Origin of the sequence: Streptomyces sp. CA-135486 (assembly GCF_050936555.1) — a bacterium.
GTDB lineage: Bacteria > Actinomycetota > Actinomycetes > Streptomycetales > Streptomycetaceae > Streptomyces.
The window spans coordinates 2,177,738-2,199,963 of sequence record NZ_JBNJMM010000001.1; the positions used below are offsets into that span (position 1 = coordinate 2,177,738).

21 protein-coding genes are annotated in these 22,226 nt (G+C 70.7%); 12 read left to right on the forward strand and 9 right to left on the reverse strand.

Translation table 11 applies throughout. The annotated features are described in order from the left end of the window. Window positions 1–7 precede the first annotated feature (7 nt). The gene (locus ACQEVG_RS09865; protein WP_432980086.1) at window positions 8–991 is read left to right on the forward strand and encodes a D-2-hydroxyacid dehydrogenase family protein; all 984 of its coding nucleotides are present in this window, start codon (window positions 8–10) and stop codon (window positions 989–991) included. Here ACQEVG_RS09865 and ACQEVG_RS09870 read toward each other — a convergent pair. Next, a complete protein-coding gene (locus ACQEVG_RS09870) occupies window positions 960–1,418 on the reverse strand; it encodes a hypothetical protein (protein WP_432980089.1) in 459 nt (152 codons plus the stop codon). The two genes, ACQEVG_RS09865 and ACQEVG_RS09870, sit on opposite strands and share 32 nt — an antisense overlap. An 83-nt stretch (window positions 1,419–1,501) precedes the next feature. On the opposite strand from ACQEVG_RS09870, the gene ACQEVG_RS09875 reads away from it, so the two are divergent. The 3 genes from ACQEVG_RS09875 (at window position 1,502) to ACQEVG_RS09885 (ending at window position 3,879) form a co-directional block, all read left to right on the forward strand. After that, window positions 1,502–2,233 carry a hypothetical protein gene (locus ACQEVG_RS09875; protein WP_432980092.1) on the forward strand — a complete coding sequence of 244 codons (732 nt, stop codon included), beginning with the start codon at window positions 1,502–1,504 and terminating at the stop codon, window positions 2,231–2,233. Between the two features lie 482 nt (window positions 2,234–2,715). After that, complete coding sequence (locus ACQEVG_RS09880; RefSeq protein ID WP_432980095.1) at window positions 2,716–3,180, forward strand: cupin domain-containing protein; 465 nt, start codon at window positions 2,716–2,718, stop codon at window positions 3,178–3,180. Window positions 3,181–3,240: 60 nt separating this feature from the next. Beyond that, window positions 3,241–3,879 (forward strand): uridine kinase, encoded by a 639-nt coding sequence (locus tag ACQEVG_RS09885; RefSeq protein ID WP_432980097.1) that lies wholly within the window; start codon window positions 3,241–3,243, stop codon window positions 3,877–3,879. On the opposite strand, the gene ACQEVG_RS09890 is transcribed toward ACQEVG_RS09885, so the two are convergent. The 4 genes from ACQEVG_RS09890 to ACQEVG_RS09905 form a co-directional block, all read right to left on the reverse strand. After that, the gene (locus tag ACQEVG_RS09890) at window positions 3,852–4,811 is read right to left on the reverse strand and encodes a carbohydrate kinase family protein (RefSeq protein ID WP_432985210.1); all 960 of its coding nucleotides are present in this window, start codon (window positions 4,809–4,811) and stop codon (window positions 3,852–3,854) included. The genes ACQEVG_RS09885 and ACQEVG_RS09890 overlap by 28 nt on opposite strands. A gap of 41 nt (window positions 4,812–4,852) precedes the next feature. Then, the gene (locus ACQEVG_RS09895; RefSeq protein ID WP_432980099.1) at window positions 4,853–5,785 is read right to left on the reverse strand and encodes a pseudouridine-5'-phosphate glycosidase; all 933 of its coding nucleotides are present in this window, start codon (window positions 5,783–5,785) and stop codon (window positions 4,853–4,855) included. Window positions 5,786–5,882: 97 nt separating this feature from the next. Next, window positions 5,883–7,142 (reverse strand): MFS transporter, encoded by a 1,260-nt coding sequence (locus tag ACQEVG_RS09900; protein WP_432980102.1) that lies wholly within the window; start codon window positions 7,140–7,142, stop codon window positions 5,883–5,885. A gap of 217 nt (window positions 7,143–7,359) precedes the next feature. Continuing rightward, complete coding sequence (locus tag ACQEVG_RS09905) at window positions 7,360–7,890, reverse strand: methylated-DNA--[protein]-cysteine S-methyltransferase (protein ID WP_432980105.1); 531 nt, start codon at window positions 7,888–7,890, stop codon at window positions 7,360–7,362. Between the two features lie 327 nt (window positions 7,891–8,217). Between ACQEVG_RS09905 and ACQEVG_RS09910 the strand changes: the two genes are divergently transcribed. The 5 genes from ACQEVG_RS09910 to ACQEVG_RS09930 all read left to right on the forward strand — a co-directional run bounded on the left by ACQEVG_RS09910 (window position 8,218) and on the right by ACQEVG_RS09930 (window position 15,383). Further along, a complete protein-coding gene (locus tag ACQEVG_RS09910; protein ID WP_432980108.1) occupies window positions 8,218–9,096 on the forward strand; it encodes an MHYT domain-containing protein in 879 nt (292 codons plus the stop codon). Window positions 9,097–9,182: 86 nt separating this feature from the next. Continuing rightward, the gene (gene uvrB / locus ACQEVG_RS09915; RefSeq protein WP_432980111.1) at window positions 9,183–11,303 is read left to right on the forward strand and encodes an excinuclease ABC subunit UvrB; all 2,121 of its coding nucleotides are present in this window, start codon (window positions 9,183–9,185) and stop codon (window positions 11,301–11,303) included. 144 nt (window positions 11,304–11,447) lie between these two features. Further along, entirely contained in the window at window positions 11,448–12,026 is a 579-nt protein-coding gene (locus ACQEVG_RS09920; RefSeq protein ID WP_360873824.1) for a TerD family protein, read from the forward strand. Window positions 12,027–12,147: 121 nt separating this feature from the next. Beyond that, window positions 12,148–14,118 (forward strand): TerD family protein, encoded by a 1,971-nt coding sequence (locus tag ACQEVG_RS09925; protein ID WP_432980115.1) that lies wholly within the window; start codon window positions 12,148–12,150, stop codon window positions 14,116–14,118. A gap of 221 nt (window positions 14,119–14,339) precedes the next feature. Next, window positions 14,340–15,383 (forward strand): TerC family protein, encoded by a 1,044-nt coding sequence (locus ACQEVG_RS09930; RefSeq protein ID WP_432980118.1) that lies wholly within the window; start codon window positions 14,340–14,342, stop codon window positions 15,381–15,383. 97 nt (window positions 15,384–15,480) lie between these two features. Here the strand turns inward: ACQEVG_RS09930 and ACQEVG_RS09935 are convergent, their stop codons facing one another. Genes ACQEVG_RS09935 through ACQEVG_RS09950 form a run of 4 tightly spaced genes read right to left on the reverse strand, consistent with a single transcriptional unit; the run spans window position 15,481 to window position 19,116 of the window. Continuing rightward, window positions 15,481–16,701 carry an ABC transporter permease gene (locus ACQEVG_RS09935; RefSeq protein ID WP_432980121.1) on the reverse strand — a complete coding sequence of 407 codons (1,221 nt, stop codon included), beginning with the start codon at window positions 16,699–16,701 and terminating at the stop codon, window positions 15,481–15,483. Next, window positions 16,701–17,393: an ABC transporter ATP-binding protein gene (locus ACQEVG_RS09940; protein WP_432980124.1), complete on the reverse strand. Its 693-nt coding sequence runs from the start codon at window positions 17,391–17,393 to the stop codon at window positions 16,701–16,703. Before ACQEVG_RS09940 ends, ACQEVG_RS09935 begins: the two co-directional genes overlap by 1 nt. Then, window positions 17,390–18,562 carry a peptidoglycan-binding protein gene (locus ACQEVG_RS09945; RefSeq protein WP_432980127.1) on the reverse strand — a complete coding sequence of 391 codons (1,173 nt, stop codon included), beginning with the start codon at window positions 18,560–18,562 and terminating at the stop codon, window positions 17,390–17,392. Before ACQEVG_RS09945 ends, ACQEVG_RS09940 begins: the two co-directional genes overlap by 4 nt. Next, entirely contained in the window at window positions 18,562–19,116 is a 555-nt protein-coding gene (locus ACQEVG_RS09950) for a hypothetical protein (protein WP_432980130.1), read from the reverse strand. Before ACQEVG_RS09950 ends, ACQEVG_RS09945 begins: the two co-directional genes overlap by 1 nt. Window positions 19,117–19,309: 193 nt before the next feature. Here ACQEVG_RS09950 and ACQEVG_RS09955 point away from each other — a divergent pair, with 193 nt between their 5' ends. From ACQEVG_RS09955 to ACQEVG_RS09965, 3 genes are all read left to right on the forward strand, one after another. After that, on the forward strand, window positions 19,310–19,966 hold the full coding sequence (locus tag ACQEVG_RS09955; RefSeq protein WP_432980133.1) for a response regulator transcription factor: 657 nt from the start codon (window positions 19,310–19,312) through the stop codon (window positions 19,964–19,966). Further along, window positions 19,963–21,168, forward strand: coding sequence for an ATP-binding protein (locus ACQEVG_RS09960; RefSeq protein ID WP_432980136.1), 1,206 nt, complete (start codon window positions 19,963–19,965; stop codon window positions 21,166–21,168). The genes ACQEVG_RS09955 and ACQEVG_RS09960 overlap by 4 nt, the downstream gene beginning before the upstream one ends. 309 nt (window positions 21,169–21,477) lie before the next feature. Beyond that, window positions 21,478–22,194: an alpha/beta hydrolase gene (locus ACQEVG_RS09965; RefSeq protein WP_432980139.1), complete on the forward strand. Its 717-nt coding sequence runs from the start codon at window positions 21,478–21,480 to the stop codon at window positions 22,192–22,194. The last annotated feature ends 32 nt before the right edge of the window (window positions 22,195–22,226 follow it).

Here is a 22,226-nt window from a genome sequence, read left to right on the forward strand (position 1 = left end):
CGCTCCCATGAAGCTGCGCTGCGCCGTTCTCGACGACTACCAGGACGTCGCGCTGTCCATGGCCGACTGGTCGGCGGTCGCCAAGGACATTGACGTCCGTTCACTGCAGAGCCACTTCACCACGGAGGAGGAGGTGGCCGAAGCCGTCGGCGACTGCGAGATCCTCGTCGTGATGCGGGAGCGGACTCCCTTCCCCGAGTCGATGTTCGCGCGGCTGCCGCGGCTCAGACTGCTGATCACCTCCGGTATGCGCAATGCCTCCATCGACCTCGAAGCAGCCGCCCGGCACGGCGTCACCGTGTGCGGTACCGCCAGCAGCTCCGAACCGCCCGCCGAGCTGACCTGGGCGCTGATCCTCGGCCTTGCGCGCGGTGTGGTGCAGGAGGCCTCGTCCCTGCGCGCGTGCGGTCCCTGGCAGTCCACGATCGGCGCCGATCTGCACGGCCGCAGCCTCGCGCTCCTCGGCCTCGGGAAGATTGGCGCAAAGGTCGCCCGGGTCGGCCGGGCCTTCGGCATGGAGGTCATGGCCTGGAGCCGGAACCTCACCGACGAGCGGGCCGCCGAGCACGGTGTCGTACGCGCGCACTCCCTCGAAGAGCTCCTCGAAGCCGGTGACTTCGTCTCCGTACATCTCCAGCTCAGCGACCGCACCCGCGGTCTCATCGGGGCGAGCGAGCTGAAGAGGATGCGGCGTACGGCCTACCTCGTCAACACATCGCGCGCCGCGATCGTCGACCAGGCCGCTCTCGTACGGGCTCTGCACGACGGCTGGATCGCCGGCGCCGGATCGGACGTCTTCGAGCACGAACCGCTGCCCGCCGACGACCCGCTGCGGACCGCTCCGCACTTCCTCGGGCTGCCGCACCTCGGCTATGTCACCCGGCGCAACTACGAGGGTTACTTCCGGCAGGCCGTCGAGGACATCGCCGCGTACCTCGGTGGCAGCCCCCTGCGCACCCTCAGCGCACCCCCGGCGCCGCCGCCCCGATGAACTCCGACAGCGTCTCGCGCGCCTGCTCCGAACGCTGCGAGCGGTCCGACTCGTCCGGCGCCTCGTGCATGCAGTTCGTCACCTCGAAGGCGGCCGCCGCAAGGTCCAGCGCCTGCGAGTCGTCGCACACCAACTGGACGCGGATCAGGGCCTGATGAGCACTTGAGCGCAGCCGGTAGGAGTCGATGCGCGCCTCTTCGGCCGTCATGCTGCCCGGCGCCTGCTGCGCACGGTGCCAGCGGTCGTTCTGGCCGCGCCGGTAGTCGACGAGCGCGCCCGCGAAGGCGCTGTACGCGGAGATCCGCTCCTGGCGCAGCTGTTCGGCACGGCTGAGGACAGCCGCGCGCTCGGCCGTCTGACGCTGGAAGTAATGGGTGGCCACCGAGCCGAGCAAAGTGCCGATGACCGCGATGACAGCTGTCTCCATGGTGCGTACTCCCCAGAGGACTTGAACGAGGCATCTGATTAATCGTTCGAGCGCGCGTGAGCGGTCTTGGTAGCTTGATCGACGTGGCGAAACTCAATCAGATCATCGCAGTCGAGAAAGGCGTCAAGTCCAAGGCGCACCAGGACCTGACGGCGGCCCATCACGGGTTGCAGAAGCCTGCGCTGCTGGCCGGAATCTCGCGTACGTACCAGCCCAAGGACGAGGAGGGCGAGCAACTGCCGCCGGAATCCACGCGGGTCCAGGTCAAGGCCGAGGACGTGCTGCGCGAGACGGCGAAGACGCTGACGCGGCTGTTCGACGTGACCGCCACCAAGGACTGGGCCAACTGCACCGCGCGGGCCGATGTGACGGTGGACGGGCGCGTTCTGGTGAGCGAGGTGCCGGTTGCGTATCTCCTCTTCCTGGAGAAGCAGTTGACGGACATCAACACCTTTGTGCGCAAGCTCCCGGTGCTGGACGCCTCCGAGTCATGGTCCCAGGACCCGTCGACGGACGCCTGGAAGACGGAGGCGGTGCGCACGCTGCGTACGAAGAAGGTGCCCCGCAACCATGTGAAGGCCGAGGCGACCGAGAAGCACCCGGCGCAGGTCGAGGTGTACTACGAGGACATTCCGGTCGGTTACTGGACGACCCTGAAGTTCTCCGGTGCGCTGCCGGCGCGGCGGGTGAACGAACTGCTCGAGCGGGTGGAGAAGCTGCAGCAGGCGGTGAAGTTCGCCCGCGAGGAGGCCAATGGCACGGAGGTCACCGACCAGCGGGTGGGTGACGCCGTCTTCGGCTACCTGTTCGGGTAGCCTCAATGACTCCCCGTCCGCCTGTGTGCGGGCGGGGTGCGCGAGGAGCGCAAGCTGAAACTGAAGCTTGTCGTGACTGAGCGGTTCCAGTGGAGGTTCGATTCCTCCCCGCGGCATTTTCCGTACGTACGGGCCGCGGTAGCCCAATTCGGCAGAGGCAGACCGCGATCAATCTCAGACTATTGCTCCAGACTCAGCATTCGCCGCCGATCGCCGGATCGACCGGGCCCGGGCCCTGGTGCGTCGAGATGCCGGTTCAAGTCCGGCCCGCGTAGCTCGATACGCGGTGGTCCAAAGGCAGGACGCGGCGACATAACGACTGACCCGGACCCTCAAGCGTGCCGGCGTGCGACATGGGTGGCATCACAGGGTCCGGAGGCCGGCTACGCCTCCGGGCCCGCTCCCGTCTTCCGACCCGGAACCGCCCCCTCCTCCGGTACGTTGAGGCCGTTTTGGCGACATCGGTGAGGTGGAGGGCTTCCATGGGGTTCAAGGACAGAACACGCACGTCGATGGTTCTGATCGGCTGCCTCGCGGCACTCGCGACGGTGCCGTCCGCGGCGAACGCCACGCCCGGCAGCGGCGTGTCGGGCACGGTCCTCGCGCAGGGCGTTTCGGAGGGAACCCTGAAGCTGAAGGCCAAGGGCCGCACCGACGTGGTCGTACGGACGATCACGATCGCCCCGGGCGGCTCCACCGGCTGGCACTCGCACGCCGGCCAGCTGCTCGCCGTCGTCAAGTCCGGGACGCTGACGCGGACTCTGGACGACTGCTCGGTCGAGGTGACCCCTGCGGGCACGGCCTTTGTCGAGCCGTCCGGGCCGCGGCACCGGCACATCGGGCGCAACCTGGGCACCGAGCCGGTGGTGCTGTACGTGACATATCTGCTGCCCAAGGGCAGTCCGCTGTCCGACGACGCGGACGCGCCGGCCTGCGCCGGGAAGTAGCGGACGGGCTGCCGGTCGGCCCTTCGGCGGCGACGGTCAAGCCAAGTGGATGATGGACGGGTGCGAGTCGAAGCGATCACCTGGGAGCGGCTGACCGAGGCCCTTGTCGACCGGGTCATGGCGGCCGGGGTTGAGGACGGCAGCCCCTGGCTGCGGATCGGCTTCGACGGGGCGCCCGTCGCGCCGGGCGGGGAGCTCGCCGGGCGGGTCGGGGAAGCGCTCCGGCTGCGCGGACGGAGTGTCCTTGTGGTCGGGACCGGCGGATTTCTGCGGCCCGCCTCGCTGCGGTACGAGTACGGGCGCGAGGACCCCGACACGTACTACAGCGGCTGGTTCGACACCGGAGCGCTGTGGCGGGAGGTCTTCGGGCCGCTGGAGGCGGGCGGCAGCGGGCGGGTGCTGCCCGATCTGTGGGATCCCGTGACCGACCGGGCCACCAGGAGCCCGCACGTCGAACTCCCGCCCGGCGGAGTGCTGTTGCTGCACGGGCCTTTTCTGCTCGGGCACTGGTTCCCGTTCGATCTCACCGTGCGTCTGCGGCTGTCGCCCGCGGCACTGCGGCGGGCGACGCCGGAGAGCGAGCGGTGGACACTGCCCGCGTATCAGCGGTACGAGGACGAGGTGGAACCGGACGCGGCCGCGGATGTGGTCGTACGGGCCGACGATCCGCGTCATCCCGCGTGGGGCGGCCTGCGCTGATCCGGACGGCCGCCGATCAGTGTCACGGCCTGCGCGCCCGCGAGACAGCCCTCGGCCGCTGCCGTCGCCGCGTCCGCCCCCGCAAGACGGGCGGCGAGGAACGCGCCCGTGAACGCGTCGCCCGCGCCCGTGGAGTCCACCGCGTCCGCCGGCACCGGCGGGACGCGGGCCGTGACCGTGCCCGACTCCGCGACGAGCGCGCCTGCGCCGCCCAGCGTCACGACGGTCAGGGGGACATGGCGGCTCAGTTTCGCGGCGGCGTCGGCCGGGTCGGGCAGGCCGGTGAGAAGTCGGGCCTCGTCGGCGTTCGGGAAGAGGACATCAGCGCCTGCGAGCGCCGCCAGGGTGCGGTCTGTGCCCAGCTCCTTGATGAAGCCGGCCGAGGCCGGGTCCACGCTCACCGGAATGCCGCGGGCACGCGCCGACTCCATGGCCAGCAGGGCAAGTCGGCGGCTGGTGTCGGCGAAGAGCAGATAGCCGGAGATGTGCAGATGAGCCACGCCGTCGAGCAGCACCGGCGACCAGTCGGCGGGGGAGAGGCGCAGCACCGCGCCGCTGTCGGTGAGGAACGTCCGCTCGGCGCTCGCGTCCACGAACGCGATGACGGTGGCCGTCGGCGCCTCGGCATCGGGGACGAGGAGAGGCCGTACGCCCGCGGCGCGCAGCCGTGCGTCGTGCCAGGCCGCTTCGTCGGTACCGACGCGCGCCAGGAGCCGTACGTCCGGGCAGCCCCGGCGCGCCGCCCAGCAGGCCGCGTTGGCCCCCGCGCCGCCCGGCAGGATACGAATCCGGGCCGCCGTGTCCGTACCCCGGGCGAGCGGTGCGTGATGGCGGGCGACGACGTCGGTGACGACGTCACCGATGACGAGCAGCGCGCCCCGGCTCGCGGCGTTCCGGCTCGTGTCGCCCTCGCTCCCTCGGTCCCGCCCCAGCGCGTCCCGGCTCACACGGTCCCCACCCAGTGCGTCCCGGCTCACACGGTCCCCACCCAGTGCGTCCCGGCGCACAAGGCTGCCGCGATCTGCGCCGCCAACCGCACATTCCCGCGTACCGCCGCCACATTGGCCTCCAGCGAAGCCCCCTCCGTCAGCCGCATCAGATAGTCGAGCAGGAACGGGGTCACGGCCTGTCCCACGATGCCCCGCTCCCGGCACTCGTCCAGCGCCTCGCCGAGCACCCGGTCGTGCAGCGCCGGATCCAGCTGATCGGCCTCCGGCACCGGATTCGCGACAATCAGCGCCGCGTCCGGCCCGCCGAGCGCATCCTGGGCCCGGATCACCTCCGCCGTCTCCTCCGGCGTATGGACCGTCCAGTCGACCGGCTCCCCGGAGGAGGTCAGATAGAAGCCGGGGAACCGGTCCGTGCCATAGCCGACGATCCCGACGCCCAGCGTTTCCAGCCGCTGCAGCGTCGCCGGTACGTCCAGCACCGACTTCACCCCCGCGCACACCACCGCGATCCGGGTCTGCGCAAGGACCCGCAGGTCCGCCGACTCGTCCTGCGTCTCGGTCCACTCGCGGTGCACTCCGCCGAGCCCGCCGGTCGCGAAGACCCGGATCCCGGCCCGCGAAGCCAAAAACGCGGTCGCCGACACCGTCGTGGCTCCGCTCACCCCTGCCGCCAGCGCGGGTGCGAGATCCCGGTGCCCGAGCTTGCGTACGTCGTCGTCCCCTGCGACCCGCTCCAACTGGCGCTTGTCCAGGCCGACCTGGACCTTCCCGTCCAGCACGGCAATGGTCGCGGGGACGGCGCCCCCGGACCGTACGAGCCCTTCCAGTTCTTCGGCGACGGCCAGATTGCGCGGACGGGGCAGCCCGTGCGCGATGATCGTCGACTCCAGGGCGACGACGGGCCGGTGGGCGGCCAGCGCTTCCTGTACTTCCTCGGTGACTTCGGTCAGCAGCATGTCCCATCTCTGGCACACAGGCGCCGCGCCCAAACCCCCACCCACACGCCGGGCAAGAGGGCGGCCGGTCCGCCCCCGCCCTCGTCGCCGGCTCCCGTCAGCCGAGCGCTCTGCGTACCGCGAGGGCCGCCATCGGCAGCAGCAGACAGGCGCCGACGGCATTCAGCCAGCCGTAGCTCGCCTGCGCCACGATGAGTCCGGCGGCCGCGCCGCCGATGCCTGCCGATGTGTTCATGGTCAGGTCGGACAGGCCCTGCACTGCCGCGCGGGCGGGCTGCGGCACGGAGTCGGTGAGCAGGGTCGAACCGGACACCAGACCCGCCGACCAGCCGAGACCGAGTACGAAGAGCCCGGCGGCGGTCTGTCCGTGGTCGGCGCCCGCCGTACCGGCAAGCAGCGCGGCCGAGCAGAGCAGCCCCACCGCGAGGCCGATCACGGCGAGCCGCCCGATGCGGTCCGCCAGCCAGCCCATGACCGGCGAGAAGGCATACATGCCCGCGATGTGACCGCTGATCACCAGGCCGATCAGCTCGATGCCCGCGCCGTGGTGGCTGAGCGCCAGTGGGGTCATCGACATGATCGACACCATGGCGGTGTGTGAGACGGCGACGGTGACCAGGGCGAGCCGGGCCATCGGCGACTTGCGTACGGCCCGCAGCCCGGCCCGCAGCGAGCGCCCCTCGGGGGAACGGTCGGCAGGGGAGAGCGCCCGGGCGGTGAGCAGTGGATCGGGGCGCAGCAGGACGAGCACCAGGACCGCGGAGATCAGGAAGACCCCGGCCGCCCAGAGGAACGGCCCCGCTGCCGCCGGTATGCCGAGCCCGGCGACGCTGCGGCCCGCGGGCGCGGCGATATTGGGGCCGAGCACCGCGCCGATCGTGGTCGCCCACACGACATTGGAGATCGCCCGTCCTCGCCGCTCGGGCTCGGCCAGATCGGCGGCGGCGAAGCGTGACTGCAGATTCGCCGACGAAGCGGCGCCGAAGAGGGCCATGCCGACAAGCAGCAGCGGAAAGTTCTCCACGACCGAGGCGAGCACGACCACGCCCGCGCCCAACGCACCGAGCAGATAGGCGAGTACTATCCCGGGCCGCCGTCCGCGCGCCGCCATCAGCGCGGCGAGCGGCATGGACAGCAGCGCGGTCCCGGCCACGGTCGCGGTCGGCGCCAGCCCGGACAGCGCCTCGGTCCCACTCACCTGCTGTGCCAGCACGGTGGCGAGCGCGATCCCGGTGGCGACGCCGAGTCCGCCGAAGATCTGGCCGGCGATGAGGACCGCGGTGATACGCCGCCGCAGCGCGGGCAACTCGTCCACCGAAACGGGCGCGCGGGCCGCGGCCTTGTCGATCGAGGTCACCGAGCGGGCCCGGGTGCGTGAGCTAGGGCCGTGGTGCTGGGCGCAGGGGGTATGTCAGGGGCGTCAGGGCTGGTGGTCACTGGCGCAGTGTGCCAGCCCGTACGCGCGTACGAAACCGTGTTCCCCGGCGTCAGGCCGCCCGCCGGTCCGTCCGTCCGCCGGTCCGCCCGGGTGCTCGCCGGTCCGCCGGGGTGTTCGTCCTCGTCCGGCCCTCCGGTCAGAACAGTGGCTCGGGCAGCACCCCCTCCAGCGCCAGCAGCTTCCGCTTCGTCTCCAGACCGCCCCCGAAGCCGCCGAGCCCGCCGTCCGTCTCCACCACGCGGTGGCACGGCACGACCACCGGCAGCGGATTGGATCCCATCGCCGCGCCCACGGCCTGCGCCGCGCCCGGCTCGCCCACCCGGGCCGCCAGATCGCCGTAGCCGACGACCGAGCCGTACGGCACGCCGTGCGCGAGCTCCCCCAGCACCTTCCGGTTGAACCCGCCGGACAGCGACCAGTCCAGCGGCAGGTCGAACTGCCGGCGCCCGCCCGCGAAATACGCCTCCATCTGACGTATCGGCTCGGCCAGCAGGCCCGTCGAGTCCTCCACCGGCTCGGCGGCAAGACGGCCCGCCAGCCGCCCGAGCGCCTTGTCCCGCACGGCCGCGTCGGCATGGAAGACCACGCTCACCAGACCCTCCTCGGTCGCGGCGAGCAGCAGCGGTCCGATGTCCGTGCCCATGACGGTCCACTCGAAGCTCTTCATGCGCACCACCGTACGACCGGCCACTGACAGTGCCGGTCCCGTGCCTGGTCAAGCGCCGGTTTCAGCCCGGCGCGTCCCGTACCACGTCCGGGTGGCTGGTGACGATGCCGTGCAGACGGCCGAGGGGACAGTCGACAACCAACGAGGAAGAGGCGAAGGATGGCCAGAACGGGAACGCATCGGCCCGGAACGCATCACCTGACCGTTTCTGTGTCGATAAATCTCCGTTCAGATGTTTGCTTGGCGTGGCGAGAGCCATACTCTCGCCCCTGACCAGACGTTCCGTCAGGGATCACGGGGATCACAAGGAGCGAGAGGCGTATCGACATGCAGGGGACTGTCGACGGATTCACCTACGGCCTCGTCACACCGGTGGCGGCCTACGCCATGGCCTGCCTCGGCGGGGCCCTCGGCCTGCGCTGCACGACCAGATCCGTCCGCAACCGGCGCTCTTTCAAGCCCGGCTGGCTCGCCCTGGGCGCGATCGCGATCGGCTCGGGAATCTGGACCATGCACTTCCTCGCGATGATGGGCTTCACCGTCGCCGAGGCTCCGATCGGCTATGACCGGCCGACCACCTTCGCCAGCCTCGTTGTCGCGATCGTCATGGTCGGCATCGGGATCTTCATAGTGGGGTACCGCGGTGCGACGCCCATGGCCCTGGTCACCGGCGGCACCATCACGGGCCTCGGCGTGGCCTCAATGCACTACCTCGGCATGGCCGGAATGCGACTCCAGGGGCGCCTCGAGTACGACACCCTGACGGTCTCTCTCTCGGTGGTGATCGCTGTCGTCGCCGCCACGACGGCCCTGTGGGCGGCAGTATCCGTCCATGGCTTCCTGGCGAGCCTGGGAGCCAGCCTTGTGATGGGTATCGCGGTGAGCGGCATGCACTACACGGGCATGGCGGCGGTCAGCGTCCATCTGCACGGAGTCGCGGGATCCGCCGGCACCGGGGACTCGGCCACCACTCTGCTCGCGCCCATGATGATCGGGCCGGTGGTCTGCCTGCTGCTCGCCGGGGTCGTGGTGATGTTCGATCCGCTGCTGGTGATGGGCGAGCCGGACTGGCGGCGGCCCGCCGACGGGGAGCCCGCCCGCCCGGGGGTTCCCGCCCAGCGGGCCCAGGGGCCGCTCAGGGCGCCGGTGGGCTGGGCGGCGGACCGGTCGGCACGCCGGGAGCAGCCGCGGGCCCGGGACTGGTGACCGCCTGATCCCTGCCGGGACTGGTGACCACCGCCTGATCCTCCGGCCGGGACCCGGTTGTCAGTGGTGGGTCGTACGGTGGATCCATGCGGCCCGTTTCCAAGATCGAACGTACGGTGGCGCCCTTCGAGGTCGTCAGTCCCTACCAGCCCAGCGGCGACCAGCCGACGGCCATCGCCGACCTGGAGCGGCGTATCCGTGCCGGTGAGAAGGATGTCGTCCTGCTCGGCGCGACCGGCACCGGCAAGTCGGCGACCACCGCCTGGATGATCGAGAAGCTTCAGCGCCCCACCTTGGTGATGGCGCCGAACAAGACCCTGGCCGCCCAGCTGGCGAACGAGTTCCGCGAGCTCCTGCCGAACAACGCGGTGGAGTACTTCGTCTCGTACTACGACTACTACCAGCCCGAGGCGTACGTCCCGCAGTCGGACACCTACATCGAGAAGGACTCCTCGATCAACGAGGAGGTCGAGCGGCTGCGCCACTCCGCGACGAACTCGCTGCTCACCCGGCGTGATGTGATCGTGGTCGCCTCCGTCTCGTGCATCTACGGCCTCGGCACCCCGCAGGAGTACGTCGACCGGATGGTCCCCCTCAAGGTCGGCGACGAGATCGACCGCGACCAGCTGCTGCGCCGCTTCGTCGACATCCAGTACACGCGCAACGACGTGGCCTTCGCGCGCGGCACCTTCCGGGTCCGCGGCGACACCATCGAGATCTTCCCGGTCTACGAGGAGCTCGCCGTCCGCATCGAGATGTTCGGCGACGAGATCGAGGCGCTGTCCACCCTCCATCCGCTCACCGGCGAGATCATCAGCGAGGACGAGTCGCTGTACGTCTTTCCGGCCAGCCACTATGTGGCGGGACCTGAGCGTATGGAGAAGGCGGTCAACGGCATCGAGAAGGAGCTCGAGGGGCGCCTGGCCGAGCTCGACAAGCAGGGCAAGCTGCTGGAGTCCCAGCGGCTGCGCATGCGCACCACGTACGACATCGAGATGATGCGCCAGATCGGCTCCTGCTCCGGCATCGAGAACTACTCGATGCACTTCGACGACCGCGCGCCGGGCTCCGCCCCCAACACCCTCCTCGACTACTTTCCCGAGGACTTCCTCCTCGTCATCGACGAGTCGCACGTCACCGTGCCGCAGATCGGCGCGATGTACGAGGGGGACGCATCGCGCAAGCGCACCCTGGTCGAGCACGGCTTCCGGCTGCCGTCCGCCCTCGACAACCGCCCGCTGAAGTGGGAGGAGTTCCAGCAGCGCATTGGCCAGACGGTCTATCTGTCCGCGACCCCCGGCACCTACGAACTCTCCCGCGGCGACGGCTTCGTCGAGCAGATCATCCGCCCCACGGGACTCGTGGACCCGGAGGTCGTCGTCAAGCCCACCGAGGGCCAGATCGACGACCTGGTGCACGAGATCCGCGAGCGCACCGAGAAGGACGAGCGCGTCCTGGTCACCACGCTCACCAAGAAGATGGCCGAGGACCTCACCGACTACTTCCTCGAACTGGGCATCCAGGTCCGGTACTTGCACAGCGACGTCGACACCCTGCGCCGGGTCGAGCTGCTGCGCGAACTGCGCGCCGGTGAGTACGACGTCCTCGTCGGCATCAACCTGCTGCGGGAGGGCCTCGACCTGCCCGAGGTGTCGCTGGTCGCGATCCTCGACGCGGACAAGGAGGGCTTCCTGCGCTCGGGCACCTCGCTGATCCAGACCATCGGCCGCGCGGCCCGCAATGTCTCCGGCCAAGTCCATATGTATGCGGACAAGATCACTAAGGCGATGGAGAAGGCCATCGAGGAGACCAACCGCCGCCGGGAGAAGCAGATCGCATACAACACCGAGCGCGGTATCGACCCGCAGCCGCTCCGTAAGAAGATCAACGACATCGTGGCGACCATCGCGCGCGAGGAGGTCGACACCGAGGAGCTGCTCGGCACCGGCTACCGGCAGACGAAGGCCGACAAGCAGGGCAAGGGCGCCAAGGCCCCGGTCCCGGTGCTCGGCGGCCGGTCCGGCAAGGCGGGCGACGTGCTCAGCGACCGTCCTGCCACCGAATTGGCCGGGATCATCGAGGAGATGACCGATCGGATGCGGGCGGCGGCCGCCGAGCTGCAGTTCGAGGTGGCCGCGCGGCTGCGTGACGAGGTGAGCGAGCTGAAGAAGGAGCTTCGCCAGATGAAGGAGGCCGGTCTCGCCTGAGCCGGGGACCTGGTGTGTTCCCCGTGGTGTGTCTCAAGACCGACACAAAAACCAGCCAATTGTGCTGCGCCATTGGCGCCACTGCGTAGGGTGCAGGACAACCGCACATATGGGCGGCAGCTATTCGGGAGAAGGGGACAGCGCGTGACGGTCAACATGACCAAGGGTCAGGCCATCAGCCTGCAGAAGAGCGACGGGGGAACCCTCACCGCGGTGCGGATGGGGCTCGGCTGGCAGGCGGCGCCGCGCCGCGGTCTTTTCGGCTCGCGCACCAGGGAGATCGACCTGGACGCATCGGCGGTGCTGTTCGCCGACAAGCAGCCGGTGGACGTGGTCTTCTTCCGCCACCTCGTCAGCGACGACGGTTCGGTCAAGCACACCGGCGACAACCTGGTCGGCGGCGCGGGCTCGGGCGGCGACGACGAGGCGATCCTCGTCGACCTGCAGCGCGTGCCGGTCCACATCGACCAGATCGTCTTCACGGTGAACTCCTTCACCGGCCAGACGTTCCAGGAAGTGCAGAACGCCTTCTGCCGCATCGTCGACGAGACCAACGGCCAGGAGCTCGCCCGCTACACGCTGGACGGCGGCGGCAACTACACCGCGCAGATCATGGCGAAGGTGCACCGGGTGGGCGGCGGCTGGCAGATGACGGCCCTCGGCAACCCCGCCAACGGCCGTACCTTCCAGGACCTGATGCCGGCGATCCTGCCGCACCTGTAGGCGCGGGCTCGTACGGACCTGCGGCACGGCTCGTACGGAAGACATGCAGCTCCCGGAGGCACCAGGCCACCGGGAGCTGCCCCGCTCAACACCACCGCACAGCACTGAAGGGGACAGAGCGATGACGGCCGAGCTGGTCCGGGGGCAGAACCACCCCTTGCCCGACACCCGCCTGGAGATCCGGGTGTCGGCCGGCCACCCCGTCGTGGCCTGCGCCACCTGCTCCGACGCGCAGGGGACCGTACGCGACGAATGGATCGCGCATCCCGGCGCGCCCACGCTGTCCGGGGTCGAGGTCTCCCGGCGGGCCACCGAAGCGCCCCGGTTCACCGTCGACCTGGACGCGGTGCCGGAGGCGGTGCACCAGGTCAATGCGCTGCTCGCACTCCCCGAAGGGCCCGGCGGCCCGGCCCACTTCGGCGCCACCGCTGCCCCCTTTGTCGCCGTCACCGGCCGGGACGAGGCCGAGCTGGCCAGCTTCACCATCACCGGCCTGGTCAGCGAGACCGCGCTGGTCGCGGTCGAGCTCTACCGCCGCCAGGGCGCCTGGAAGGTGCGCGCGGTGGGCCAGGGGTACGAGGGCGGACTCGCGCAGCTGCTGGCCGACCAGGGGCTGACCAAGGCCCTGGAGACGGCCGCGGACATCCAGGGGTCGGCGGGGACTCTGCGCACGCCGCGGGCGGAACCGGCACAGCTGCGGACGAGCGCCGCCGACGCCGCGTACATCAGGCCGGACATGCCGCGTCCCGACCAGCCCGCGCCCGGACCGGACGCCACGCTTCCCGACGGCATCGCGTCCCCCGGCCAGCAGTCCGGCTCCACGGGTCCCCAGCAGACCCCCACGCCCGACGCTCCGCCGGCACCGGGCGGGCCCATCGACTACTCGCATCCGCGCCGGCAGTCCGTCGCGCCTCCGCCGCCGCCCCCGGCAGTGCCACCGGCCCAGCCCGGTCAGCCGGCCCCGCCCGTCGCGGGCGATGCCACCGGCTGGTCCATGGAGGAGCGGCTCTACAACCAGATCTGGGGCATGTTCGAGGATCTGGCCCGCGCGGTCGCCGCGTACCGCAGCGCCGTCGACTTCGCCGAGACCCGGCTGGACCAGGAGCTCGACCAGGCGCTGTCCGACCCGCGCAGCCGCATCGGCGGCGCCGGGGACGCGGCCCGCGAGGCGGCCCGCGGCAAGTGTGAGGAGCTGACCGACCGGGCCCGCCAGGCCCTCGACCGGGACCTGGCCCAGCTCACCGCCGAGTCGGCCGTCGTCGAGCCCGCCCTGCCGCCCGCATTCGCCCGCTGGGACAACCCCGTCTGGCACGCGTACCGCGTCCCGATGGAGGTTCCGATGGCGGTGCGCCTCGGCGATCTCCAGCTGCCCGAGAGCCCCGAGCTGCGCATCCCGCTGCTGGTGCGGCTGCCCTTGGAGCGCGGGCTGTGGGTGGACAGCGGACGCACCGGTTCCGAGGTCGCGATGGCGCTGGACGACGCACAGCTGCGCAGGCTGGCCATGGACTCGGCCGTCGCGCACGCGTCCAGGCTGCTGGCGGTCTACCCGCCGGGCGATTTCTCCATCCATGTCATCGATCCGGCGGGTGCCGCGGCCGCCTCGCTCGCCCCGCTGGTCGAATCCGGCGCCCTGGCCGGGCCGCCCGCGGCCGGCGCCCAGGGTGTGAGCGCCACGCTCGCCACGCTCACCCAGCGGGTCGACCTGGTGACGATGGCGGTGCGCGGTGGCGCGGCGGACGCGCTGCCGCCGGATCTGGACACGGGCGAGCAGCTGCTGATCGTCAACGACTTCCCGCACGGTTTCGACGACCGGGCGGTCAACCAGCTGCGCTATCTCGCCGACGAGGGCCCGGCGGTCGGCGTCCATCTGCTGATGGTCGCGGACCGCGAGGACGCGAGTGCCTACGGCCCGGTACTCGACCCGCTGTGGCGCTCCCTGCTGCGCCTCACGCCGGTCCCGGACGACCATCTGGCCGATCCGTGGGTGCGGCACGCCTGGACGTACGAGCCGCTGACCGTACCGGCGGGCAGCGCCGTGCTCCGCCAGGTGCTGGACCAGATGGTGGCCGCCCGTCGCAACTGGCGGCGCTGACCTGCGTACTTGAAGTTCGCTTTACCAAGCTCTTTACCTTCCCTTGGGGTTTCCTGTACCGTTCTTTGGGCGGAGGGGAGTACTCCCGGCTGCGGCGTTCCCGTCAGTACGGACCGACATCGGTCCCGGGGCGCCGGCCCGTGGCGGCAGAGGCCGCACGGGTGGAGGAGACCTCCGGCAGCGACGACGCTGATCAGTAGCCGTACGACGCCGGAGGCGCAGTGGACGTTTCATTGACCCTGTGGGCGCTGACCATTCTTGGTCTCAGCGCCTTGATCGCTGTCGACTTCTTCATCGGGCGCAAGCCCCATGATGTGTCGATCAAGGAAGCCGGAATCTGGACAGTCGTCTGGATAGTCCTGGCCGCCCTCTTCGGCCTCGGCCTGCTGATCTTCGGCAACAGCCAGATGTCGGGCGAGTTCTTCGCGGGCTTCATCACCGAGAAATCGCTCAGCGTCGACAACCTCTTCGTCTTCGTGCTGATCATGGCGAAGTTCTCGGTGCCGTCCCATCTGCAGCAGCGGGTGCTGCTCGTCGGCGTACTGATAGCCCTGGTCCTGCGCGCCGTCTTCATCGCCGCAGGCGCCGCGATCATCGCCAGCTTCTCGTGGGTCTTCTACATCTTCGGGGCGTTCCTGATCTACACCGCCTGGAAGCTCATCCAGGAGGCGCGCTCCGGCGACGAGGAAGAGGAGTTCGAGGAGAACCGCCTGCTGAAGTCCATCGAGAACCGCTTCGGCGTCGCCGACAGGTACCACGGCACCAAGCTCTTCATACGCAATAACGGCAAGCGTGTGCTGACGCCGCTGATGGTGGTCATGCTGGCCATCGGCACCACCGATGTGCTGTTCGCGCTGGACTCCATCCCCGCGATCTTCGGCCTGACCCAGGATCCGTACATCGTCTTCACCGCGAACGCCTTCGCGCTGATGGGGCTGCGCCAGCTGTACTTCCTCATCGGCGGACTGCTCAGGAAGCTGGTCCACCTCAGCTATGGCTTGTCGGTGATTCTCGGCTTCATCGGCGTCAAGCTGGTGCTGCACGCCCTGCACGAGGGCGGGGTGCATGTCCCCGAGATCTCGATTCCGTTCTCGCTGGCGGTCATCTGCGGCGTGCTGATCGTCACCACGATCACCAGCCTGATCGCGTCGAAGAAGCAGGCGGAGCGGGAGGCGGCGGAGTCGGCCCGAGAGGCCGGGACACCGGAGACGGCCGATTCGGTCGAGTCGGCCGGAGGGTCCGAGAAGGACAGCGTCGAGGCCTGACGCACCTCACCGGCGGGGTGCGGACGGCGTTGCCGCCGCACCCCGCCGGCCCTCCCCTCCGGGAGCGCCCCCCCGTCGGCGCTCCCGCAGCGGCCTGTTACGGCGTAGCCAGTGCCTCGGTGGGGGAGAGACGTGAGGCACGGACGGCCGGATAGAGGCCGGCCAGCGCGCCGATGGCGAGGGTGGCGCCGATGCCGCCGAGCATCGCCCACGGCGGGACCACCGCGGGCCAGCCCTGGTAGAGGGCATAGCCCGCGGTGACGCCGACGCCCAGCACGGCACCGCCCACTCCACCCAGGGCGGAGAGCAGCAGCGACTCGGCGAGGAACTGCGTACGGATCTGGCCCCGGGTCGCCCCCAGCGAGCGGCGCAGTCCGATCTCCGGCCTCCTCTCCAGCACCGAGATCACCATGGTGTTGGCGACCCCCACCCCGCCGACGAGCAGCGCCACCGCGCCCAGTCCGAGCAGCAGCCCGGTGAAGGCCTTGCCCGCGGCCTGCTGGGCCGCGAGCGCGTCGGAGGGGCGCGACACCTCCACCTCGCCCGGTGCCTGGGGGTTGGCCGTGGCACCCAGGACCGACTGGACCGAGGGCACGGCCGCGTCGTCGGAGCGGGTGTAGATGGTGGTGGGGTGCCCGTCGAAGCCCAGATGGGTCCTGGCCGCCGACCAGCCGACGAGCGCCGCGGTGTCCAGTTCCGGCGCGAGTGGCGCCGGCCGCAGGACGCCGACAACGGTGAACCACCGCCCGCCGATGAGCACTTGGGTGTCGGGACCGAGGTGCCCGATGCCCAGCCGCTCCGCTGCCGAGGCACCGAGCACCGTCGCCGGATACCTGCTGGTGGCCGCGTTCAGCCAGGTGCCGCTGCGCAGCTCGGCACCGGTGGTGGAGGGCAGGTCGGTGCGGGCGGCGTAGGTGGCGAGCCCGTTGGTCTCCGCCCGAGGGATCCTGCCGGTGCGGTAGACCTTCGCATCATCGAGTGCGCCGATGGCCGAGACCGACCAGACCGGGCCGATCCGGGAGACCATCTCCTCGGCCGTGGTGGGCAGTCGGGCATGCCCCCCGCCCAGCGTCGTGCCGGGGGAGACGGTGAGGAGATTGGTGCCCAGCGCCGCGAGTGTGCGGTCCAGTTCGGCGCGGGACGACGACGAGATACCGACCACGGCGACCATCGCCGCGATGCCGATGGCGATGCCCAGCGCCGAGAGAAAGGCCCGCAGGGGGCGCGTGCGCAGTCCCACAGCGCCCACCTTGACCACGTCTCGCGGCCACAACCGGGCCGGCTGCAGCTCGCCCGCGGGCAGCACATCCGTAGCCATCAGTTCACCGCCGGTGCGGTGACGTCGTGCCGTACGGTGTCGGCGACCACGCGGCCGTCGTGCATCTGCACCTGACGGGGCAGACCTGCGGCGATCTCCCGTTCGTGCGTGATGATGACGACGGTGGTGCCGGTGGCGTGCAACTCGCGCAGCAGCCTCATCACCCCGGCGCCCGAGACGGAGTCCAGCGCCCCGGTCGGCTCGTCGGCCAGCAGCAGCGAGGGTTCGCCGGCCACGGCGCGTGCGATGGCGACGCGCTGACGCTCGCCGCCGGACAGCTCGTGCGGCTCGTGGTCCAGGCGGTGCCCGAGCCCGACCCGGCGCAGCACCGCCGTGGCACGGCGGCGCCGCTCGGCGGGCCGCAGCCCCGAGTACAGGAGCCCGTCAGCCACGTTGTCCAGCGCCGAGGTGCCGGTGGCGAGATGGAACTGCTGGAAGACGAAGCCGATCCGGCTCGCCCGCAGCGCGGACAGTTTGGCGTCGGAGAGCGCGCCGACGTCGTACTCCTCGATGTGCACGCTCCCCGTTGTGGGCCGGTCGAGCGTGCCGAGAACATGCAGCATCGTCGACTTGCCGGACCCCGACGGGCCGACGATGCCGACGAGTTCACCGCGGGCGATGCGCAGTGAGACGCCGTCGAGCGCGGTGACCCCGCCCGGATAGGTCTTGGTCACATCCGTCAGGGAGATCACTTCGGCATCCCCACTTTCGTACCCGCCGAGATTCCGTTCCCGGAGATCTCCACCCGGCCGTCGGCGAACAGGCCCGTGGTGACCGGGACATACCTCGACGTCGAGCCCTCGACGACCTCCACGCCGAACCCGCCCTCGGCCAGCGCCAGCAGCGCGGCGACCGGCACGGTGAGCACGTCCTTGCGGGTTCCGGAGGTGAAGTCCACATGGACCGCGGCCAGTGCGTACGCCTCGGCAGCCCGCGCCGCCTTCTTGCTCTTGAGGCTCACGATCACCTTGACCCTGGTCTTCGCCGGGGTGTCGCCGCTGCCCGGCTCGATCACTGTCGAGACCTCGTCGACCCTGCCCTGGACGGTGCTGCCGTCCGGCAGCCGCACGCCGACTGCCGAGCCCTTCTTGGCCAGCCGCTGGTCGACCGGGTCGAGTTCCACCGTGACGGCCTTGGCGGTGCCGGTGTACGTGAGCACCTTGGCGCCCGGTGTGACGGGATCGCTCTTCCCGGCCGCGACGCTGTCGACGCGGACCGCGCCGGGCGCGAACACCACGCGGCCGAGCTCCACCGTCCCGGTCTCGTCGAGACCCAACTCCTCCTGCCACTCCGTGACCGCGTCGGCTGTTGCTGCGGTGTACTCGTCGTCGACGGTGAAGCCCGTGTAGCCGAGCGCTCTGAGGTTCTTCTCCAGCTGGCGCACGTCCGTGCCCTCGGTACCCTTCCTGAGGGCGCGGTACGCGGGGACCGAGCCGTACATCAGCGCCACCGGACGGTCGTCCACCTCGTAGAGCGCCTTGCCGCGGGTGATGGTGTCGCCGGCCCGGGGCGCCCGGGTGAGCGTTCCGGGCAGCCGTCCGGCCGCGGTGGTCGTCGGGCCGTAGCCCAGCTCCCCGTCCTCGCTCTGGACGTCCTTGAGGGTCTGCCGGGTCACCTCGGCGGTCTTGGGCGGCAGTTCGCTCGCCGCCGTACCGCCGGAGTCCCCGCCACCCAGGCCAAGGGTGGCGACGGAGGCGGCGCCGCCCGTCAGAAGGACGAGGAGGGCGATGGCGCTCTTCCTGCCGCGGCCGCCGCGCCTCCTGCGGGGGAGGGGGCCAGTCCCGGAAATCCCGTCCGCCGGCTCCTCCGCCGGATTGTCCGTCGAGTGGTCCGTCGGATGGTCGACGGCCGACTCGCTCATCAGTCCTGCTCCGAATGCAGCTGGCCGCCACCGCCCATGAAGTGGTTGCACTTCTTCTCGGCCTTCTTGAAGTCCGGGTCATCCATGAGCGGGCCTTCGATCTGGATTCCGCCCCCGGGCTTGGGGTCGGGGAAATCCTCCACGCCGTTCTTGCGCATGCACTGGGAGTACTCCCGCATCTTCTCGGCCGCCTTGGGGTCCTTGGCCCTGGGGCCCTGCCCCTGGGGCTCGTACTTGCGGCAGGCCGCGGTGGCCTTGTCCACCTGCTCCTTGCTCATCGGATGCTGGGGGTCGGCCTTGATGCCTATGCCCCCGCCCGGCTTCGGGTCCTCCACGTCCAGGCCCTGCTTGCGCAGGCACTGCACGAACTTGAGCGCCATCTCATCTGTGCTCAGGCTCGGCTTCGAGCTGCCGCCGTCCTTGCTCCCGCCGTCCTTGCTCCCGCTGTTCGCCGATGCCACCTTGCCGCTGTCGTCCCCGGAACTGCACCCGGTCAGGACCAGGGTCAGTGCCAGCGGAAGGGCCGCGGTCAGGCCGCGAATACGTCCGCTCATCGCGTTGTCTCCTCTTGGCTGCGACCGGCCCCGATATCCGGCCGGTACGAGGCGATGCAAGGCGACCGCGCGTTTCTCCGCCGTTTCCGCGTTTGTGTTGTCAGAGCCCACGGCCGGCTTGAACGATCACTAACGGAAAGGAAACAGGCCGATCACGACGATGGTCCGGGGCACATGGACGGGGAGGGAACAGATGCGGGTGCTGGTGGTCGAGGACGAGCCGTTGCTGGCCGACGCGATCGCGGAGTGGCTGCGCGAGGAGACGCACGCCGTCGACGTCGCGTACGACGGAGGCGCGGCGTTGGAGCGGCTGACCGTCAACGACTACGACGTGGTGGTCCTCGACCGGGACCTGCCCGCCGTGCACGGTGACGACGTCTGCCGCGAGCTGGTCGCCCTCGGCGCGGCCCCGCGTGTGCTGATGCTCACCGCCTCCGCCGCGGTCGCCGATCGCGTCGCCGGGCTCACGCTCGGCGCCGACGACTACCTCACCAAACCCTTCGCCTTCCCCGAACTCGCCGCCCGCGTCCACTCGTTGGGCCGGCGTTCCCGCCCGGCCGCGCCACCCGTGCTGCGCAGGGCAGGCATCACGCTGGACCCGGCCCGCAGAGAGGTGTTCCGGGACGGGCGCTACGTACCGCTGTCGAAGAAGGAGTTCGCGGTGCTGGCCGAGCTGCTGCGCGCCGACGGGGCCGCGGTCCCGGCCGAGAGCCTTCTCGAGAAGGCCTGGGACGAGTACGCCGACCCGTTCACCGGGGCCGTCCGGCTCACCATCCTGAAACTGCGCCGAAAGCTCGGCGACCCGCCGGTCGTCGAAACGGTCACCGGAGTGGGATACCGCATTTCATGAAACTCACCCTGCGCTCCCGGCTCACCCTGATCTACGGCGGGCTTTTCCTCGCCGCCGGGGTGGTGCTGCTCGGCGTCACGTACGCGCTGTTCAACCAGCAGCTTCACGGGGCCATGGGTGTCAGCGTCAACCATGACGAGGGCACCCCGCCCGCTCCGGGGGCTCTCCCGCCGCCGAAGAAGAACAAGACCGTGGCGGGCATCAACGGCAAGACGTACACCGGGGCCGACGCCGACAAGTGGCTGAAGCAGCAGGAGGACCGGCTGCACGACGCCGCCACCACCTCCCTCATCACCCAGGGCGGTATCGCGCTCCTCGTGGTCGGCGGCACCGCGGCCGGCTTCGGCTGGCTGGTCGCCGGACGGGTGCTCGCCCCGCTGCACCGGGTCACCGACACCGCCCGTCGTATCGCGAAGGCCCCCGCCGCCGACCGGGGTCTGCACGAGCGCATCGCCCTGCGCGGTCCCGACGACGAGGTCAAGAAACTCGCCGACACCTTCGACACCATGGTCGAGCGGCTCGACCGGTCCTTCGACGGCCAGCGCCGGTTCGTCGCCAACGCCTCGCACGAACTGCGCACCCCGCTCACGCTCGGCCGCGCACTGGTCGAAGTGGCCATGCACCGCAGAGCGGCCTCCGAGGACGTCAAACAGCTCGGCGAGAACCTCCTGGAGATCAACACCCGGCACGAACGGCTGATCACCCAGCTGCTGTTGCTCGCCGACTCGGAGAACGAGATCACCGAACGGCTCCCGGTCGACCTGGCCGACATCGTGGGTCATGTCGTCGCCCAGGCGGCGCCTGAGGCGCAGCAGACCGGGATCACCGTGCACGAAAAGGCGTCCGAGGCGCTCACCAGGGGCAACGCCCTGCTGCTTGAACGACTTGTGCACAACCTCGTCGAGAACGGCATCCGGCACAACGTCGGCCGGGGCGGCCGGGTCGACGTCACCAGCCGCACCCACGAGGACGGCCGGGCCGAGGTCGAGGTGAGCAACACCGGGCCCACAGTGCCCCCGTACGACATCCCGGCCCTCTTCGAACCGTTCCGCCGCCTCGGTACGGACCGCCTCGTCACCGCCAAGGGCGCGGGCCTCGGCCTGTCCATCGTCCGCGCGGTGACCCGCGCGCACGGCGGCACCGTCACGGCCCGCCCCCGAGAGGGCGGCGGGCTGGTGGTGACGGCCACGCTGCCGTCCTGACGAAGGGGCTCAAGCAGTCAGGGGAATCCAGTCGGGCAGCCGGTCCAGGTCGCGGCGCAGGGAACCGGCCGCGACTCTTGTCCAGCGCCCACACCCCGCTGGAGCTCCCGCCGCGCAACGGCCGCACGGGCCCCGTGACATCGCCGAGTCCGTACGCGGCCGCGACCTCGCGCGGATCCATCAGTACGTCACCGTGATGCGCCGACCGGGCCCGTGAACGCGAACCGTCCCGCCGTGCGTCATGATCGGTGCGTAGCCGGGCACCGGCAGTCCGGGACAATGGATTGTCCCGGACCATTCGACGAGGACGTGACCGCCATACGCACACGGGAAGCCGCCTCCGCCCTGCGGCTCGACCGGGCCGCCGAGCCGCCACGGGCCGCCGTGGTGCTGTTGCACGGCGGCCGCGCCGACGCGCTGGAGCCCCCTCCGCAACTGAATCTGCCCGGGGCCCGGATGCGCCCCTTCGCCCGGGCCATCGCACGCGCCACCATCGACGACGACGTGGTGCTCGGCGTGGTCCGCTACCGCCATCGCGGCTGGAACGGCGTACGTGCCGACGCGGCCCAGGACGCGCTGCGGGCCCTGGACGAACTGGCCCTGCTGGCCGGGCCCGTGCCCGTCGTCCTGGTCGGGCACTCGATGGGAGGACGAGCGGCCCTGCGCGCCGCGAGTCATCCCCTGGTCGAGGCGGTCGTCGGCCTCGCCCCGTGGTGCCCCGACGGAGAGCCGGTGGAGCATCTGACGGGCAAACGCATCGTCCTGGTGCACGGCGACCGCGACCGGGTGACCGACCCGCGCGGATCCTGGGAGCTGGCTGCCAGGGCACGCGCCGCGGGCGCCGAGTCCTGCGCGCTGCGGATGCCGGGCGGCGACCATGCGATGCTCCGCCGGGCCGGCGCCTGGCACGCGCTCACCACCCGGCTGGTCACCGGGCTGCTGCGGCTGGGGCCGCTGCCGCCGACGGTGGCGGACCGCTTCGACGACCTGGGTCGGAGCGACGTCCCGTCATTGGACGGCGGCTGAGGGGCGGCGTACGGGGAGGGGTTGCCCGGCTG